Origin of the sequence: Nonomuraea polychroma (assembly GCF_004011505.1) — a bacterium.
Lineage (GTDB): Bacteria > Actinomycetota > Actinomycetes > Streptosporangiales > Streptosporangiaceae > Nonomuraea > Nonomuraea polychroma.
In genome coordinates, this window is sequence record NZ_SAUN01000001.1 from 1,342,076 (window position 1) to 1,356,771 (window position 14,696).

The window sequence follows — 14,696 nt, forward strand, 5'->3', positions numbered from 1 at the left end:
GGGAGGTAACAAGGGATGCGCCGCTTCCGTCGCCTGCTGTGGATATCCCTGGCTTCCCTGGTGGTGCTGGGAGGGCTCGGCACCGGCGGTCTCTTCATCTATCAGGCCAGTCTCGACAGCGACATCGTCCGGTTACCCGCGGCGCTGCCCACCTCCAAGGAGGAGGAGAAGCAGCGCCCGCGGCCAAAGCCCGGTTTCGGCGAGACGTGGCTGCTCGTGGGGACCGATCGCCGGGCCGACGACGCCACCACGGGAGACGGCGCCAAGGTGGCGCTCTGGCAGCCCGGCTCGCAGCGCACCGACACGATCATGCTGGCCCACCTCTCCGAAGACCGCCGGCACGCCGCGATCGTGTCGATCCCCCGGGACTCCTGGGTGAGCATCCCCGGCCGCGGCCGAGCGAAGATCAACGCGGCGTTCTCCTGGGGCGGGCCGGCCCTGCTGATCAAGAGCATCGAGTCGCTGACCGGCATCCGCATCGACCACTACGCGGCCATCGACTTCAAGGGCTTCGCCACGGCCGTCGACGCGGTGGACGGGGTGGACGTCGAGGTGGCCAAGACCGTACGCGACACCAGCAGCGGCGTCACCTGGACGGCGGGCCGCCACCATCTCAACGGCGAGCAGGCCCTGCAGTTCGTCCGGCAGCGCTACAACCTGCCCGGCGGGGACTTCGACCGGATCAAGCGCCAGCAGGCGCTGCTGAAGGGCCTTTCCGACCGGGTGCTGAGCGCCGGCACCCTGGCCAACCCCGTCAAGGTCGACGGGTTGCTGCGCGCGATCACCAAGTCGGTCACCGTCGACGACGGCGTGACCCTGGATCTGCTCCGGAGCCGCCTCGTCGACCTGGCGGGGCTGGAGGCGTCCGGTTTCCTCACGATGCCCACCCGGGGGACCGGCACGGAGGGGCAGCAGAGCGTCGTCTACCTGGACGATCGCAAGACCCGCGCGCTGTGCGAAGCGATCAAGAACGACCGCGTCCGCGAATACGTCAAGCGGACCGGGCAGGCGAATGCGGTGGACACGGTCCGGTAGCCGGTCGCGCAATGGTCAGGGGCTGTTGGCGGGTTCGCCGTGGATGGTCAGGATCTGCTGGTCAGTCCCCGCGGATGCTCCAGGTGCGTACGGTCCAGTCCGTGCCGGCGGAGACCGCGACCGGGGTGCCGCCGACCTGGCCGGCGGCCAGCGCGTACACGGGACCGGCGTGGCCGGTGATCGGCTTGCCGGCCGCCTCGCCGGTACGCAGGCTCCACACCCGCAGCGACCGGTCGTCACCCGCCGAGACCACCCGCTCGCCGCTCACCGCCAGCGCCCGCACCCAATCGGTATGCCCGGTGAGCGGGGCGCCGATGGCCGTCCCGGTGATCAGGTCCCAGCGGCGCAACGTACGATCCTCACCCGCCGACACCGCGACGGGACGGCCGTCGACGACGCCGGTCGCCACCGCGAGGACGACACCGTCGTGGCCGGTCAGCGGGGCGCCGATCTGCTTGCCGCCGGTGATGTCCCACAACCGCAGCTCGTGGTCCTCGCTCGCGGAGATCGCCACGGGCCGGCCGTTGACGACCGCCGACGCGAGCGCCCTGATCGGACTGCGATGCCCGGAGACGGGCGGACCGGCGGGGGCTCCCGTGACGGCGTTCCAGAAGTGCAGCCGACCGTCGGCGCCGCCGGAGACGACGAGGTCATTGATCAACGTGACGGCGTTGACGCTTCCCTTGTGGCCGATGAGCGGCTTGCCCATGGCCGCTCCCGTGTCCAGCCGCCACATGCGCAGGACCCCTGCCGCATCACCGCTCACGGCCACCGGCTTGCCGTCCACGACGCCTGCCGCCATCGCCATGATCTGACCGGCGTGCCCGAGCAGCGGCGTGCCGATGGCCGACCCCGTCGAGGGATCCGACATCCTGACCGTCTTGTCCACCCCGCCGGAGACGGCCACCGGCTTGCCGCCGACGGCCGCCAGCGCGACCGCCCTGACCCCGGCGGAATGCCCCGGGTTGCCCGCAGCCACGGCGGAGGCGCTCCACTTGGCCAGGTCCCACATCCGCAGGGACTTGTCCGCGCCGCCGGAGAACGCGAGCGGGACCCCGTCGACCACGGTCGCCGTGACGGCCATGACATATCCCGTGTGGCCGGTGAGCGGGGCGCCGACCGGCTTGCCCGCGGTGTCCCAGCCGCGGATCATGCCGTCACGGCCCGCGCCCAGCAGCGTCCAGGAGGTCCCCGTCTTGATCGCCGCGAGCGAGATCACGACATCGGGCAGGTCGCGGATCGTGCTGACCCGGTTGGAAGCCAGGTCCCACACCCGGACCGTCTTGTCGTCCGATGCCGAGACGATCGCGTCCGGCGTGGCGGTCAGCGCCCGCACCCAGTCGGTGTGCCCGGCCCTGGCGCGGCCGACGGGTTCGCCGGTCTCCAGATCCCAGAGCCGCAGCACCCGGTCCTTGCCCGCGCTCACCGCGACGGGTTTGCCGTTCACGGTGGTGGTGGCGACGGCGAGGACGGCGCCCGTGTGGCCGGTGAGCGGGGTGCCGATGGGGCGGCCGGTGGCGAGGTCCCACATCCGCACTGTCTTGTCGTCGCCGCTGGTGACCGCGACGGGCTTGCCGTTCACGGTGGTGGTGGCGACGGCGAGGACGGCGCCCGTGTGGCCGGTGAGCGGGGTGCCGATGGGGCGGCCGGTGGCGAGGTCCCACATCCGCACCGTCTTGTCGTCGCTACCGGTGACCGCGACGGGCTTGCCGTTCACGGAGGTGGTCGCCACCGCGCGCACCCAGTCGCCGTGGCCCGCCAAGGGCGCGCCGATCGGCTGCGCGGTACGCGCGTCCCATTGCCGGACGGTTCCGTCCTCGCTGGCGGTGACCGCGACCAGGCGCCCGGCGACCTCGGCCGTGCCGACGGCGGTGACCGCCGCGAAGTGGCCGGTGGGCCGCCAGCCGATCGGCGCCCCGAACCCGGCGGAGGCCGGCGCGGAGCTGGGGACCGCCGCCGGCGCCGAGATCAACCGGGGCAGGACCACCGCGCCCGCTCCGGTGAGCGCCACCAGCACCGCCACCGCGATGGCCAGCCGCCCTGCCCGCCTGTCGGAGGACGGGGCCGCGGGAGTGGCGTCCGTCGGCTGCGAGATCGGGTCGTGGATCTCCGCCTGGGCCGGCGGGACGGTGACGGGCGCCGAGTCGGGCGGCACGAAGGACGCGACCAGGGAATCGGGCGGTGCGAAGGCGGGAGGGGCGGGCGCCGGGCGGCCGGCGGGCCGCCGGCGATCGGCCGCACGGGGGTCCGACGGGGGACCGATGAGGGAGTTGAGCACCTCGCGCGCGGTCGGCCGTGCTTCCGGCGAACGCACCAGGCAGGAGGCGATGATCGAGCGCAGCGGCTCGGTGATCCCGCTGAGATCGACCTCGTCCTGGCGCAGGGTGATGGCCATGGCCGCGATGGTGTTGCCGCTGAAGAGCGGCCGTCCCAGCGCCGCGAAGGTCATCGTCAGGCCCCAGCTGAACATGTCGGAGGCCGGGGTGACCCGCTCGCCCGCGAGCTGCTCGGGAGACATGTACGCCGGGGTGCCCAGAACGCCCGAGACGGTCACGGTCTTGTCGTCGAACGCGCGCGCCACACCGAAGTCGATCACGTACGGGCCGTCCGGCCCGAGCAGGACGTTGCTGGGCTTGAAGTCCCGGTGAATGATGCCGGTGTTGTGAATGGAGAGCAACGCCGTGGACGTGTTGACCGCCAGCCGCGTGAGCGCCGAGGCGTCCAGCGGCCCCCGGGCCAGGACGTGCTGCTGCAGCGACTCGCCCGCGACGTATTCGCTCACCATGTAGAGGCGGTCGTCGGTGACCCCGTGACCCAGCACGCGCACCGTGCAGAACGACGCGACCTTGGACGCGACCTCGATCTCCCGCTGGAAACGCAGCCGGGACTCGGTGTCGGAGGCGTCGACGGACGTCATTATCTTGATCGCCACTTCCCCGCCGTCGTCGTCGACTCCGAGGAAGACCGTCCCTTGCCCGCCCTCGCCGATGCGGCCCGCGATCCGGTACCGGTCCACGGACCTGGGATCTCCGGGCTTGAGGGGCTGGATGTCCGGCACAAGACTCCTGGCGGGGACGAATACGGGTAACCCGATCATAGGGCTACAAGGTCCACGCGGGCAGGCGACGGCGGGCGATGGAGCCCTGTCGGCTGCGGGGGCGGACACCGGCCTCCGCCAGGGTGGGCTACCCGCCCTGGGTCATGATGGTCTTCTGCTTCGAGCACTCGCCGGTGGGGCGCTTGGAGTCGCCGCGGCAGACCTGGACCTTGATCTGCAGGACGCTGCCGTAGTTCTTGCGGAAGGTGCCGGTGCCGGGCGTGCAGTTGTAGAAGCCGTAGACCTTCCAGCGACCGTTGCTGGCGTTCTGGGCGCGCAGCACGGCCCAGGCGCAACCCTTGCCGCGGGTGTCCTCCAGGTTGCCGTACACGACGTAACCGAACTGGCTGATGGCCACCTTGCCCCAGGCGCTGGCCATGCCGTCGGCGGAGTGGACGGTGCGCCACTTCCAGATGGCCGGGGTGGCGGTGGCGGGGGTGGCCAGCACGGCCAGCGGAAGGGCGGCGGCGGCGAGGAGGGTGAGCAGACGCATACGCATGAGGGGACTCCGGGAGTGCAACGTGAATCGGAACACTCCTAGAGATAGGCCTCCATACTTGTGACCGACTTGGAAGCCAGTCACTCAGGCGTTGAGAAGGTCCAGGGCGATGTCGACGATCATGTCCTCCTGCCCGCCGACGAGGCGGCGCCTGCCCACTTCGAGCAGGATGGTGCGCACGTCGATGCCGTACTGCCGGGAGGCTGCCTCGGCATGGCGCAGGAAGCTGGAGTACGCGCCGGCGTAGCCGAGCGTGAGGGTCTCGCGGTCCACCTGGACCGGGCGGTCCTGCAGCGGGCGGACGAGATCGTCGGCGGCGTCCTGCAGGGCGAACAGGTCGCAGCCGTGGGTCCAGTCGTTGAGGCTGGCGACGGCGATGAACGGTTCGATGGGGCAGTTGCCGGCGCCTGCGCCGTGCCCGGCGAGCGATGCGTCCACGCGGGTGACGCCTTCTTCGACGGCGACGACGGAGTTGGCCACGGCGAGGGAGAGGTTCTGGTGGGCGTGGATGCCGAGCTGGGTGCCGGGGTCGAGGACGTCGCGGTAGGCGCGGACGCGGTCGCGGACGCCGTCCATGGTGAGGCGGCCCCCGGAGTCGGTGACGTAGACGCAGTGGGCGCCGTAGGACTCCATGAGCTTGGCCTGCTTCGCCAGCTCGGCAGGGGGCGCCATGTGGCTGAGCATGAGGAAGCCGGCGACGTCCATGCCGATCTCGCGGGCGGTGGTGATGTGCTGGGCGGCGACGTCGGCCTCGGTGCAGTGGGTGGCGATGCGGATGGAGCGGACGCCGAGCTCGTAGGCGTGCTTGAGCTCGGCGATGGTGCCGATGCCGGGCAGGAGGAGGGTGGTGAGCGTGGCCCGGTTCACCGCCTCGGCGGCGGCTTCGATCCACTCCCAGTCGGTGTTGCTGCCGGGTCCGTAGTTGACCGAGGCGCCGGCCAGGCCGTCGCCGTGGGCGACCTCGATGGCGTCCACGCCTGCGGCGTCCAGGGCGGCGACGATGCGGCCCACATCGTGCGGCGAGATGCGGTGCCGTACGGCGTGCATGCCGTCCCTGAGGGTGACGTCCTGGATGTAGAGGTTCATGCGGTGGCTCCTGAAATGCGCTCCGCGACGCGCAGGGCGGCGGAGGTCATGATGTCGAGGTTGCCGGCGTAGGCGGGCAGGTAGTGGGCCGCCCCTTCGACTTCGAGAAACACCGATACGCGGGTGGTCACCGGCTCGGCGGTGAGCGTGGTCACCGGCTCGTCGACGGGGGTGAACTGCACGTCCTGTTTGAGCCGGTAGCCGGGGACGTACTTGGCGACCTCGGCCACCATCTCCTCGACGGACGTGCTGATGGCGTCGTGGTCGGCGTCGCCGATCAGGCAGAAGACGGTGTCGCGCATGATGAGCGGCGGGTCGGCCGGGTTGAGGATGATGATGGCCTTGCCGTGGACGGCGCCGCCGACCGATGCGATGGCGGCCGCGGTGGTCTCGGTGAACTCGTCGATGTTGGCGCGGGTGCCGGGGCCGGCCGACTTGGAGGCGATGGAGGCGACGATCTCCGCGTAGGCCACGGGGGTCATCCGGGAGACCGCGTGCACGATGGGGATGGTGGCCTGGCCGCCGCAGGTGACCATGTTGACGTTGCGCGCGCCGAGGTGGGCGTCGAGGTTGACCGGGGGGACGACGAACGGGCCGATGGCCGCAGGGGTGAGGTCGATGAGCGTCTTGCCGTAGGGCTCCAGCTTGGCGGCGTTGGCGATGTGCGCCTTGGCGGAGGTGGCGTCGAAGATGATGTCGATGTCGGCGAAGCCGTCCATGGCGATCAGGCCGTCCACGCCCTCGTGGGTGGTGGGGACCTTCAAGCGGCGGGCGCGGGCGAGGCCGTCCGAGGAAGGGTCGATGCCGACCATGGCGCCCATTTCGAGAGTGGCGGAGAGTCGCAGCACCTTGATCATCAGGTCGGTGCCGATGTTGCCGGAGCCGATCACGGCCACCTTGGTCTTGTTCATGAAGCCTCGTCGTCGAAGGTCACGGCCACCGTGCCGAGTCCGGAGATCTCGGCGCGCACGGTGAGGCCGGGGGAGACGGGGACCATCGGTCCCAGGGCGCCGGACAGGATCACCTGGCCGGCGCGCAGCGGGTCGCCGACGTCGCGGGCGGTGCGGGCCAGCCACAGCAGCGCGTTGAGCGGGTCGCCGAGGCAGGCGGCGCCGTTGCCCTCGGAGACGATCCGGCCGTCGGCGTACATGCGCATCGTGGTCTCGACCGGCTCGAACGCGCTGAGCGGCAGCCGGTCGGCGCCCAGCGCGTACAGGCCGCTGGAGGCGTTGTCGGCGACGGTGTCGGTGATCGTGATGTCCCAGTTCGCGATGCGGCTGTCCACGATCTCCAGGGCGGGGACGGCATACTCCACCGCTGCCCGCACGGTGCCCAGGTCGAGATCGCCGGTCAGATCGGCGGCGAGCACGAAGGCGATCTCGGCCTCGACCTTGGGCTGCAGGAGCTGCTGGACGGGGGCGGTGCCTTTCACCTCCATGTCGGCGAAGAGGACCCCGAAGTCGGGCTGGTCCACGCCGAGCTGCCGCTGCACGGCGGGGGAGGTGAGGCCGATCTTCCGGCCCGCTACCGGGGCCGTCCGGTTCGCGTTCAGGCGGCGCTGCACCTCGTAGGCGTCCGCGACGTCGGTGATGAGGTCGCGGACCGGCCGGCACGGCTTGCCGGTAAGAGCCGCGGCTGCCAGCCGGTCCACGGCCTGCTCCATGGCGGTCATCGGCTCGCCTCCGGCTCTGCCGCGGCGACCGCGAAGCCGGCGATCCACTCGGGGATCGCCCGGTAGAAGCGGGAGGTCATCCGGTATTCGCCGGTGGCGGCGAGGGAGGCGAACGCGGCGATCCAGGTCCGTACCTCGTGGGCGGAGCCGCCGCCTTCGGCGCCCATCCACTCCACGCTCCAGCCGTCCACGTCCTCCAGACGGCCGCTCGCCAGTGTGTCCAGCACCAGGTTGTCCCAGGTCGGGTTGATGGGGAGCATCGTGGTCGAACCGGCCGCGTAGTCGCGGCCGGCCTGGATAACCCGCTGCTCGCCGCGCGCCCTCTGCTCCGGCGTGGGCGGGTGGCCCTCGATGAGGGCGTCGGCGACGCGGGGTGGGGCGCCGTCCAGCACCGGGACGGGCGGGTCGTGCGACAGCCCGCCGGAGCCTAGGAACAGTACCCGCCGGTCCAGCTCGGCGGCGGCCTCGCCGACGGCGGTGCCGAGGGCGCGGATGCGGCTGACCGGGCCGAGCGGGGTGGCGACCCCGTTGACGAACACCGGCACGACGGGGACGCGGTCGATGCCGCCGAACAGCACCTCCAGCGGCTGCACGAACCCGTGGTCCACGGTCATCCGCGCCGAGACGGTGAGGTCCACACCGCGGTCGAGCACGCCGCGCGCGATGGCGCGGGCGGCCTCGGCGTCCACCGACAGCGCTCCCGCCGCCGAGCCGAAGTCGCCGACCGCGTTCGCCTCGGTGGCCAGGCAGAAGGGCGGCATCTCCTTGTAGAAGAAGCCGTTGTAGTGGTCGGGGGCGTACAGCACGACCAGCTCGGGGTCGAACGCGCGGACGAAGGCCCGGGCCGCGTTCACGGCGGCGTCCACGGCCGCGACGACCTCGGGCGCGGGGTCGTTCTTGCCGATGAGAGGCGAATGGGACAAGCCGACGGCGATGGAGCGGCGCCTGGGGAGGTGGGCGGGAGTCATGGGGCGATCTCCTTAATGACGAGCTTGCCGGTGAGCCGCCCGTCGAGCATGAGCTGGAAGCCCTTGTGGATCTCGTCGAGCGGGAGGGTGCGGTCGATCACCGGGCGCAGGCCCGTCGCGTCCATCATCCTGAGCAGCGCGACCAGCTCGCCGCGGGTGCATCCGGTGGAGCCGATGATGCGTTGCTGCAGGTAGAAGACGCGACCGAGGTCCGCGGGCGGGTTCGTGCCGCTGGTCGCGCCGGCGATGACGATCGTGCCGCCGGGGCGCAGCGACTTCAGCGAGTGGGACCAGGTGGCCTCGCCGACCGTCTCGATGACGACGTCCACCCGCTCGGGCAGCCGCTCGCCGGTCGGCACCGCCGCTCGGGCGCCCCAGGCGAGAGCCTGGAGCCGCTTGTCCTCGCTGCGGCTGGTGGCGTACACGACGGCGCCGGCGGCGACGGCCAGCTTGATCGCGGCCGAGGCGACACCCCCGCCCGCCCCCTGCACCAGCACCCGGTCGCCGGCGGTGATCCTGGCCTGGGTGAACAACATCCGGTACGCGGTCGTCCAGGCCACCGGCAGGCAGGCGGCCTCGTCGAACGACAGCCACGCAGGCTTGGTGACCAGGTTCCGGGTGGGCACCGTCAGATACTCGGCGAAGGCGCCGTTGTGCCGCTCGGACAGCAGGGCCCGGTTCGGGTCGAGGGTCTCGTCGCCGCGGCCGGCGTCGGGGTCGGCGATGACGGGGTGCACGATGACCTCGTTGCCGTCCTCGTCGTACCCGGCGGCGTCGCAGCCGAGGATGATCGGCAGCCGGTCGGGCGGGTGGCCGACGCCGCGCAGCGTCCACAGGTCGTGCATGTTGAGCGAGGACGAGACGACCCGGACGATCGACCAGCCTGGCCGGCGCTCGGGCTCGGGAACGTCGCCCAGGACGAGCCCGGCCAGTGGGTCGGTCGCGCTCTGGGAGACGGCGGTGGCGGCAAGCATGTCCCCACGCTGTCCGACGGTCATCGCCGGAGAACAGCGCGTGTGCCGTCGTACGGAACGACCGTTGGAACCGGACCCGCCCGCTGCTGTTGTCTGAGCGCCATGACCTCCACGAGCGAACCCCCGCGCGGGGCTCTGCGGCGCCCGGCCGAGCTGGCGCGCACCATCGACGTCTCCGGGCTCGTCGATGCCGAGGGCGGGCTGGTGGATCGTGCCATCTTCACCGACCAGCAGATCTACCGGCAGGAGCTGCGCCGCGTGTTCGCGCCGAGCTGGCTGTTCCTCGCCCATGCCGACCAGTTCCACAAGCCGGGTGACTTCTTCACCACCTACATGGGTGAGGACCCGGTCATCGTCACCCTCGACCGGAGCCGGCGCGTCCGCGCCTTCCTCAACTCCTGCCGGCATCGCGGCGCCCGCGTCTGCCGCGCCGACCACGGCGCCACCCGCAACTTCACCTGCACCTACCACGGCTGGTCGTACGACCTCGAAGGCAAGCTGGTCAGCGTGCCGAACAAGAGCGGCTACCCCGAGTCCTTCGACACGGGACAATGGGGCCTGCTCGAAGTGCCCCACGTCGAGTCCTACCGCGGCCTGATCTTCGGCACCTGGAACCCGGACCCGGTGCCGCTGCGCGAGTCGCTCGGCGACATGGCCTGGTACATGGACGCGATGCTCGACCACGACGACGAGGGCACCGTGGTCGTGGGCGGCGTGCACAAGTGGGTGCTCGAAGGCAACTGGAAGCTGGCGGCCGAGCAGTTCGCCACCGACTGGTACCACGTCAACATGAGCCACGCCTCGGCGCTCATGCTGCTCTCGCCCACCGGCAAGGGCCCCAAGGACGAGATCGTGCACCGCACCGGCCGCCAGTACGCCGGCCGGAACGGCCACGGCGCCGGTTTCCCCGTGCACCCGAAGAACCGCTTCGACGCCAAGACCGTGCACCAGTGGACGGACTACGACGCGCTGCGCGAGCGGCTCGGCGACGCCCGCGTCGAGGGCCCGCTGACCAACGGGCACGCCACCGTCTTCCCCAACTTCTCCTACCTGCCGGTCAACGGCTCCGTCCGGATCTGGCACCCCAAGGGCCCCGACCGCATGGAGGTCTGGGCCTGGACGATCGTGGACAAGTCGATGCCGCATGAGGTCCGCGAGGCGCAGCGCCTGTACAACCTGCGTACGTTCGGCCCCAGCGGCATCTTCGAGCAGGACGACGGCGAGAACTGGAGCGAGGTGCAGGCCGTCTCGCACGGCTTCATCACCAACGGCCTGCCGCTCAACTACCAGATGGGCCTCGGCTCCGAACGCGAGGACGGCCGCCACCCCGGCACGACCAGCGAGCTCTACAGCGACGCCGCAGGACGGGCCTTCTACGCGCGCTGGCGCGAGCTGATGACCACCCCCGCCTGGCACGAGGAGGACAAGTGAGAGAGCGCAGCGAGCGAACCAATGGGCACAGCAGCACCGACGGGATCCGTGTCGCGGCGCTGGACGACATTCCCGAGGGCGAGGGCATCGCCATCGACAAGGCGATCACCGGCACCGCCGATGACATCGCGCTGCTGCGCGACACCGACGGCAGCGTCTGGGCGCTCGACGACACCTGCACCCACGAGGACGCCTCCCTGGCCGACGGCTGGGTCGAGGACGGCTACGTCGAATGCCCGCTGCACTCCAGCAAGTTCTGCCTGAAGAACGGCGAGGTCCAGGGGCTGCCCGCCACCCGGAGCACCTGCCCGCACCGGGTCGAGGTGCGTGACGGCGAGGTCTACCTCTTCCCCGGTCAGGCGCCATGAGGGTGGTGGTGGTCGGCGGCGGCGTGGCCGGCGTCAGCACGGTCGCGGCCCTGCGGGCGGGCGGCTTCGACGGGGATCTCACGCTGGTGGACGCCGGCGAGTTCCCCTACGACCGGCCGCCGCTGTCGAAGGACTACCTGGCCGGGTCGAAGGACCTCGAGCAGATCGCCCTGCAACGCCCGCACTGGTACGACGAGCAGGGGGTGAGGCTGCTCACCCGCACCACGGTGACCGCCCTGCGGACCCCGGACGGCGGCATCGAGCTGGGGGACGGCACGCTGCTGCCTGCCGACCGGGTGGTCCTGGCGACCGGCGGCGGCGCGGCCCGGCCACCCATTCCCGGTGCGGTCGGCGACCGCGTGCACGTGCTGCGCACGGCGGAGGACGCCGACCGCCTGCGTGCGGTGCTGGTCCCCGGCGCTCGGATCCTGGTCGTCGGCGCCGGGCTGATCGGCGCCGAGGCCGCGTCCACTGCTGTCGACCTCGGCTGCGAGGTCGTCCTGGCCGACCCCGTGGCCATGCCGCTCGCCGCGGCACTCGGCGAGGACCTCGCCGCCTGGCTGCATGGACTGCACGCGCGGCGCGGCATCACCACCCTGCGGGCAGGCATCGCGTCCTTCGCTGAGACCGGCGACGGCGTCGAGGCGAGCTTCGCGGGCGGCGTCGAGGCGAGCTTCGCGGGCGGCGTCGAGCCGCGGACGTCCGACGCGGCCGCGCTCGGAGCGGTTGCGAGAGCGGAGCGGCTGCGGGCGTTCGACGCGGTTGTGCTCGGCGTCGGCATGACGCCCCAGACCGCCCTCGCCGAGGCGGCCGGACTCGACGTCGATGGCGGCGTCCTCGTGGACGCCGGCCAGGTCACCTCGAACCCGGCCGTGCTCGCGGTGGGCGACGGCGCGCGGACCCGTCGAGGGCCGCGGGTCGAGCACTGGGAGGCGGCCCAGCACGACGGCGCCCGCGCGGCGGCCACCATTCTCGGCACGCCGGCACCCGAGCCACCGGCACCGTGGTTCTGGACGGACCGGCACGGCCGCCACGTCGAGGTTGTCGGCCACATGGACGCGGCCGACCAGATCATCGTGCGCGGCTCGTTCGAAGACCCGTCCTTCTCCGTCTTCGGCCTGCGTGACGGGCTGGTCGTCGCCGCCGCCGCGGTCGACGACTCCACCGCCGTACGGGCCGCGCGCCGCATGATCGACCGCCGGATCCCGGCCGACCCGGCGCGGCTGTCCGACCCGTCCGTGAACGTGCGCGTGCTGCTCCGCGGCTGACGTGCCGCCCTGCGGCACAACCCGTTCCACTCCACCCTCCAGAAGGGATCGAATGACACCGTGAGCACCGCCACCGACTCGCGGGCCGGGATGCGTGCCGACCGCGACACCCATTTCGAGGTCGAGCAGTTCTACTACGAGGAGGCCGACCTCCTCGACGCCGGCCGTTACGCCGACTGGCTCGACCTGCTGGCCGACGACCTCGACTACTGGATGCCCACGCGCACCAACCGGCTGCGCCGCCAGCAGGCGCTGTCGGTGGCCGCACGCGGTGAGGCTGCCTACTACGACGAGAGCAAGGAGAGTCTGGCCTGGCGCATCCGCCGGTTCGACTCCGGCATGGCCTGGGCCGAGGACCCGCCCTCGCGCACCCGCCACCTGGTGACGAACGTGATGGTCCGGCACGTCGACCCCGCCGAGCATCCCGGTTTCACCGAGGACGACCTGCTCGTCCGCTCGGCGTTCCTGGTCTACCGCAACCGCCTGGAGCGGGAGGAGAACGTCTTCGCCGGCAGCCGTACCGACGTGCTGCGCCGCGCCGGCGACGGCTTCCGGGTCGCCCGGCGGACCATCCTGCTCGACCAGAACATCCTGCTGGCGAAGAACATCTCGACCTTCTTCTGATGGGAGCCCCAGTGAAGCACCACAGCGTGACCACCACGCTCGGCGAGATCGCCGTCGCCGAGATCGGCGAGGGGCCCGTGCTGGTGATGCTGCACGGCGGCGGTCCGGGCGCCTCCGGCGTGAGCAACTACCACCAGAACCTCCCGGCGCTGGCCGGCCACTTCCGCGTCGTGCTGCCCGACCAGCCCGGTTTCGGCGGCAGCTACCGCCCCACCGAGGAGGAGCTGGACAAGCGGTCGATCACCGAGATCACCGTGGACGCGCTCTTCCAGGCGCTCGACGCCCTCGGCATCGGCACCTTCCACCTGCTGGGCAACAGCCTGGGCGGCGCCGCCGCGATCGCGATGGCGCAGGAGCGTCCCGAGCGGGTCACCCGGCTGGTGCTGATGGCGCCCGGCGGCGGATGGCTGCCGTTCGGGCCCACCCCCACCGAGGGGCAGAAGGAGATGTTCCGCTACTACAACGGCGGCGGGCCGAGCGAGAAGAAGATGGCCGCGTTCATCCGCACCATGGTCTTCGACCACCGGCAGTTCGGCGAGGACGTCGTCAGGAGCCGCTACGAGGCCTCGCTCGACGAGAGCCACATCGCCTTCTACCGCCGCTACAACGCCGCCTTCGCCAAGCGCGGCGGCATGGACCCGCTGTGGAAGGACCTGCACAAGATCAAGGCGCCGACGTTGCTGCTGTGGGGCCGCGACGACCGTACGATCACCCTCGACGGCGCGCAGCTCATGCTCAAGCAGATCCGCGACGTGCAGTTGCACGTGTTCGGGCGGTGCGGCCACTGGGTGCAGCTGGAGCGGCAGCGCGAGTTCGAGGACCTCGTCACCGGGTTCCTGACGTGAGCGGCTGGCTCGAGGGGTACGCCGCGCTGATCACCGGCGGCGGCTCCGGCATCGGCCGCGCCGTCGCCGAACGCTTCCTCGCCGAGGGCGCCTCGGTCACCATCGTGGGCCGCGACCGCGACCAGCTCGCCGACGTCGCGCACGCCGCCGCCGACCCGTCCAGGGTGCACACGTTCGTCACCGACGTACGCGACTCCGAGGGGCTGCACGCCGCGGTCGCCGAGACCGTCGAGCGGTTCGGCAAACTCGACACGCTCGTGGCCAACGCCGGCGTGTGGGACTACCAGCGCCAGCTCACCCGCCTGACCGCCAAGGAGATCGACGCGGCCTTCGACGAGGTCTTCTCCATCAACGTCAAGGGCTACCTGCTCGCGGCGGAGGCGGCCTGGCCGGAGCTGGTGAAGACGCGCGGCAGCATCGTCATGACGTTGTCCAACGCTTCGTTCCACGTCAACGGCGGCGGCCCGCTCTACACCGCCAGCAAGCACGCCTGCCTCGGCCTCATGCGCGAGCTCGCCTACGAGCTCGCCCCCAAGGTCCGGGTGAACGGCGTCGCCTGCGGCGGCATGAACACCGACCTGCGCGGCCCCGAATCGCTGGCGCTGGGCGATCGCTCGATCGCGGCCTCCTTCGCCGAACGTCGCGACGCCCCGCCGATCCCGTTGCATGATTCCAGCACCGACCCGCGCGATTTCACCGCGCCCTACGTCCTGCTCGCGGCCCGCGAGCAGAGCGGCCCCATCACCGGCCACGCGATCTCTGCCGACGGCGGCATCGGCGTTCGGGGTTTCGCCCGCGCCGCCGGCGGCGACCACCTCTGAGGAGCCGA

General features: G+C 71.6%; 14 protein-coding genes. 7 read left to right on the forward strand and 7 right to left on the reverse strand.

Annotated elements, in window-relative coordinates:
* The first annotated feature begins 15 nt into the window (after positions 1-15).
* Entirely contained in the window at positions 16-1,035 is a 1,020-nt protein-coding gene (locus EDD27_RS05895) for an LCP family protein (protein WP_127931440.1), read from the forward strand.
* Positions 1,036-1,096: 61 nt separating this feature from the next.
* Here EDD27_RS05895 and EDD27_RS05900 read toward each other — a convergent pair whose 3' ends face one another.
* From EDD27_RS05900 to EDD27_RS05930, 7 genes are all read right to left on the reverse strand, one after another.
* The gene (locus EDD27_RS05900) at positions 1,097-4,093 is read right to left on the reverse strand and encodes a WD40 repeat domain-containing serine/threonine protein kinase (RefSeq protein ID WP_164903499.1); all 2,997 of its coding nucleotides are present in this window, start codon (positions 4,091-4,093) and stop codon (positions 1,097-1,099) included.
* Positions 4,094-4,220: 127 nt separating this feature from the next.
* Entirely contained in the window at positions 4,221-4,631 is a 411-nt protein-coding gene (locus EDD27_RS05905; RefSeq protein WP_127931442.1) for a hypothetical protein, read from the reverse strand.
* 84 nt (positions 4,632-4,715) lie between these two features.
* Complete coding sequence (dmpG, locus tag EDD27_RS05910) at positions 4,716-5,717, reverse strand: 4-hydroxy-2-oxovalerate aldolase (protein WP_127931443.1); 1,002 nt, start codon at positions 5,715-5,717, stop codon at positions 4,716-4,718.
* Entirely contained in the window at positions 5,714-6,628 is a 915-nt protein-coding gene (locus EDD27_RS05915) for an acetaldehyde dehydrogenase (acetylating) (protein WP_127931444.1), read from the reverse strand. The genes dmpG and EDD27_RS05915 overlap by 4 nt, the downstream gene beginning before the upstream one ends.
* Positions 6,625-7,389: a 2-keto-4-pentenoate hydratase gene (locus tag EDD27_RS05920; protein WP_127931445.1), complete on the reverse strand. Its 765-nt coding sequence runs from the start codon at positions 7,387-7,389 to the stop codon at positions 6,625-6,627. Before EDD27_RS05920 ends, EDD27_RS05915 begins: the two co-directional genes overlap by 4 nt.
* The gene (locus EDD27_RS05925; protein ID WP_127931446.1) at positions 7,386-8,357 is read right to left on the reverse strand and encodes a 3-carboxyethylcatechol 2,3-dioxygenase; all 972 of its coding nucleotides are present in this window, start codon (positions 8,355-8,357) and stop codon (positions 7,386-7,388) included. Before EDD27_RS05925 ends, EDD27_RS05920 begins: the two co-directional genes overlap by 4 nt.
* The gene (locus tag EDD27_RS05930; protein WP_127931447.1) at positions 8,354-9,331 is read right to left on the reverse strand and encodes a zinc-binding dehydrogenase; all 978 of its coding nucleotides are present in this window, start codon (positions 9,329-9,331) and stop codon (positions 8,354-8,356) included. The genes EDD27_RS05925 and EDD27_RS05930 overlap by 4 nt, the downstream gene beginning before the upstream one ends.
* Before the next feature lie 102 nt (positions 9,332-9,433).
* On the opposite strand from EDD27_RS05930, the gene EDD27_RS05935 reads away from it, so the two are divergent.
* Genes EDD27_RS05935 through EDD27_RS05960 form a run of 6 tightly spaced genes read left to right on the forward strand, consistent with a single transcriptional unit; the run spans position 9,434 to position 14,688 of the window.
* Positions 9,434-10,762 (forward strand): aromatic ring-hydroxylating dioxygenase subunit alpha, encoded by a 1,329-nt coding sequence (locus tag EDD27_RS05935; RefSeq protein ID WP_127931448.1) that lies wholly within the window; start codon positions 9,434-9,436, stop codon positions 10,760-10,762.
* Positions 10,759-11,130 carry a non-heme iron oxygenase ferredoxin subunit gene (locus tag EDD27_RS05940; protein ID WP_127931449.1) on the forward strand — a complete coding sequence of 124 codons (372 nt, stop codon included), beginning with the start codon at positions 10,759-10,761 and terminating at the stop codon, positions 11,128-11,130. The genes EDD27_RS05935 and EDD27_RS05940 overlap by 4 nt, the downstream gene beginning before the upstream one ends.
* The gene (locus tag EDD27_RS05945) at positions 11,127-12,398 is read left to right on the forward strand and encodes an NAD(P)/FAD-dependent oxidoreductase (RefSeq protein ID WP_127931450.1); all 1,272 of its coding nucleotides are present in this window, start codon (positions 11,127-11,129) and stop codon (positions 12,396-12,398) included. The genes EDD27_RS05940 and EDD27_RS05945 overlap by 4 nt, the downstream gene beginning before the upstream one ends.
* A 60-nt stretch (positions 12,399-12,458) precedes the next feature.
* Positions 12,459-13,022, forward strand: coding sequence for a 3-phenylpropionate/cinnamic acid dioxygenase subunit beta (locus EDD27_RS05950; protein WP_127931451.1), 564 nt, complete (start codon positions 12,459-12,461; stop codon positions 13,020-13,022).
* Between the two features lie 11 nt (positions 13,023-13,033).
* A complete protein-coding gene (locus EDD27_RS05955) occupies positions 13,034-13,867 on the forward strand; it encodes an alpha/beta fold hydrolase (RefSeq protein WP_206641270.1) in 834 nt (277 codons plus the stop codon).
* Positions 13,864-14,688: an SDR family NAD(P)-dependent oxidoreductase gene (locus EDD27_RS05960; RefSeq protein ID WP_127931453.1), complete on the forward strand. Its 825-nt coding sequence runs from the start codon at positions 13,864-13,866 to the stop codon at positions 14,686-14,688. Before EDD27_RS05955 ends, EDD27_RS05960 begins: the two co-directional genes overlap by 4 nt.
* Positions 14,689-14,696 lie beyond the last annotated feature (8 nt).

Excerpts from the sequence above, each read along its gene's own strand:
- EDD27_RS05895 (WP_127931440.1), top strand. The coding sequence starts at position 16 with ATGCGCCGCTTCCGTCGCCTGCTGTGGATATCCCTGGCTTCCCTGGTG.
- EDD27_RS05905 (WP_127931442.1), bottom strand. The coding sequence starts at position 4,631 with ATGCGTATGCGTCTGCTCACCCTCCTCGCCGCCGCCGCCCTTCCGCTG.
- dmpG (WP_127931443.1), bottom strand. The coding sequence starts at position 5,717 with ATGAACCTCTACATCCAGGACGTCACCCTCAGGGACGGCATGCACGCC.
- EDD27_RS05915 (WP_127931444.1), bottom strand. The coding sequence starts at position 6,628 with ATGAACAAGACCAAGGTGGCCGTGATCGGCTCCGGCAACATCGGCACC.
- EDD27_RS05920 (WP_127931445.1), bottom strand. The coding sequence starts at position 7,389 with ATGACCGCCATGGAGCAGGCCGTGGACCGGCTGGCAGCCGCGGCTCTT.
- EDD27_RS05925 (WP_127931446.1), bottom strand. The coding sequence starts at position 8,357 with ATGACTCCCGCCCACCTCCCCAGGCGCCGCTCCATCGCCGTCGGCTTG.
- EDD27_RS05930 (WP_127931447.1), bottom strand. The coding sequence starts at position 9,331 with ATGCTTGCCGCCACCGCCGTCTCCCAGAGCGCGACCGACCCACTGGCC.
- EDD27_RS05935 (WP_127931448.1), top strand. The coding sequence starts at position 9,434 with ATGACCTCCACGAGCGAACCCCCGCGCGGGGCTCTGCGGCGCCCGGCC.
- EDD27_RS05945 (WP_127931450.1), top strand. The coding sequence starts at position 11,127 with ATGAGGGTGGTGGTGGTCGGCGGCGGCGTGGCCGGCGTCAGCACGGTC.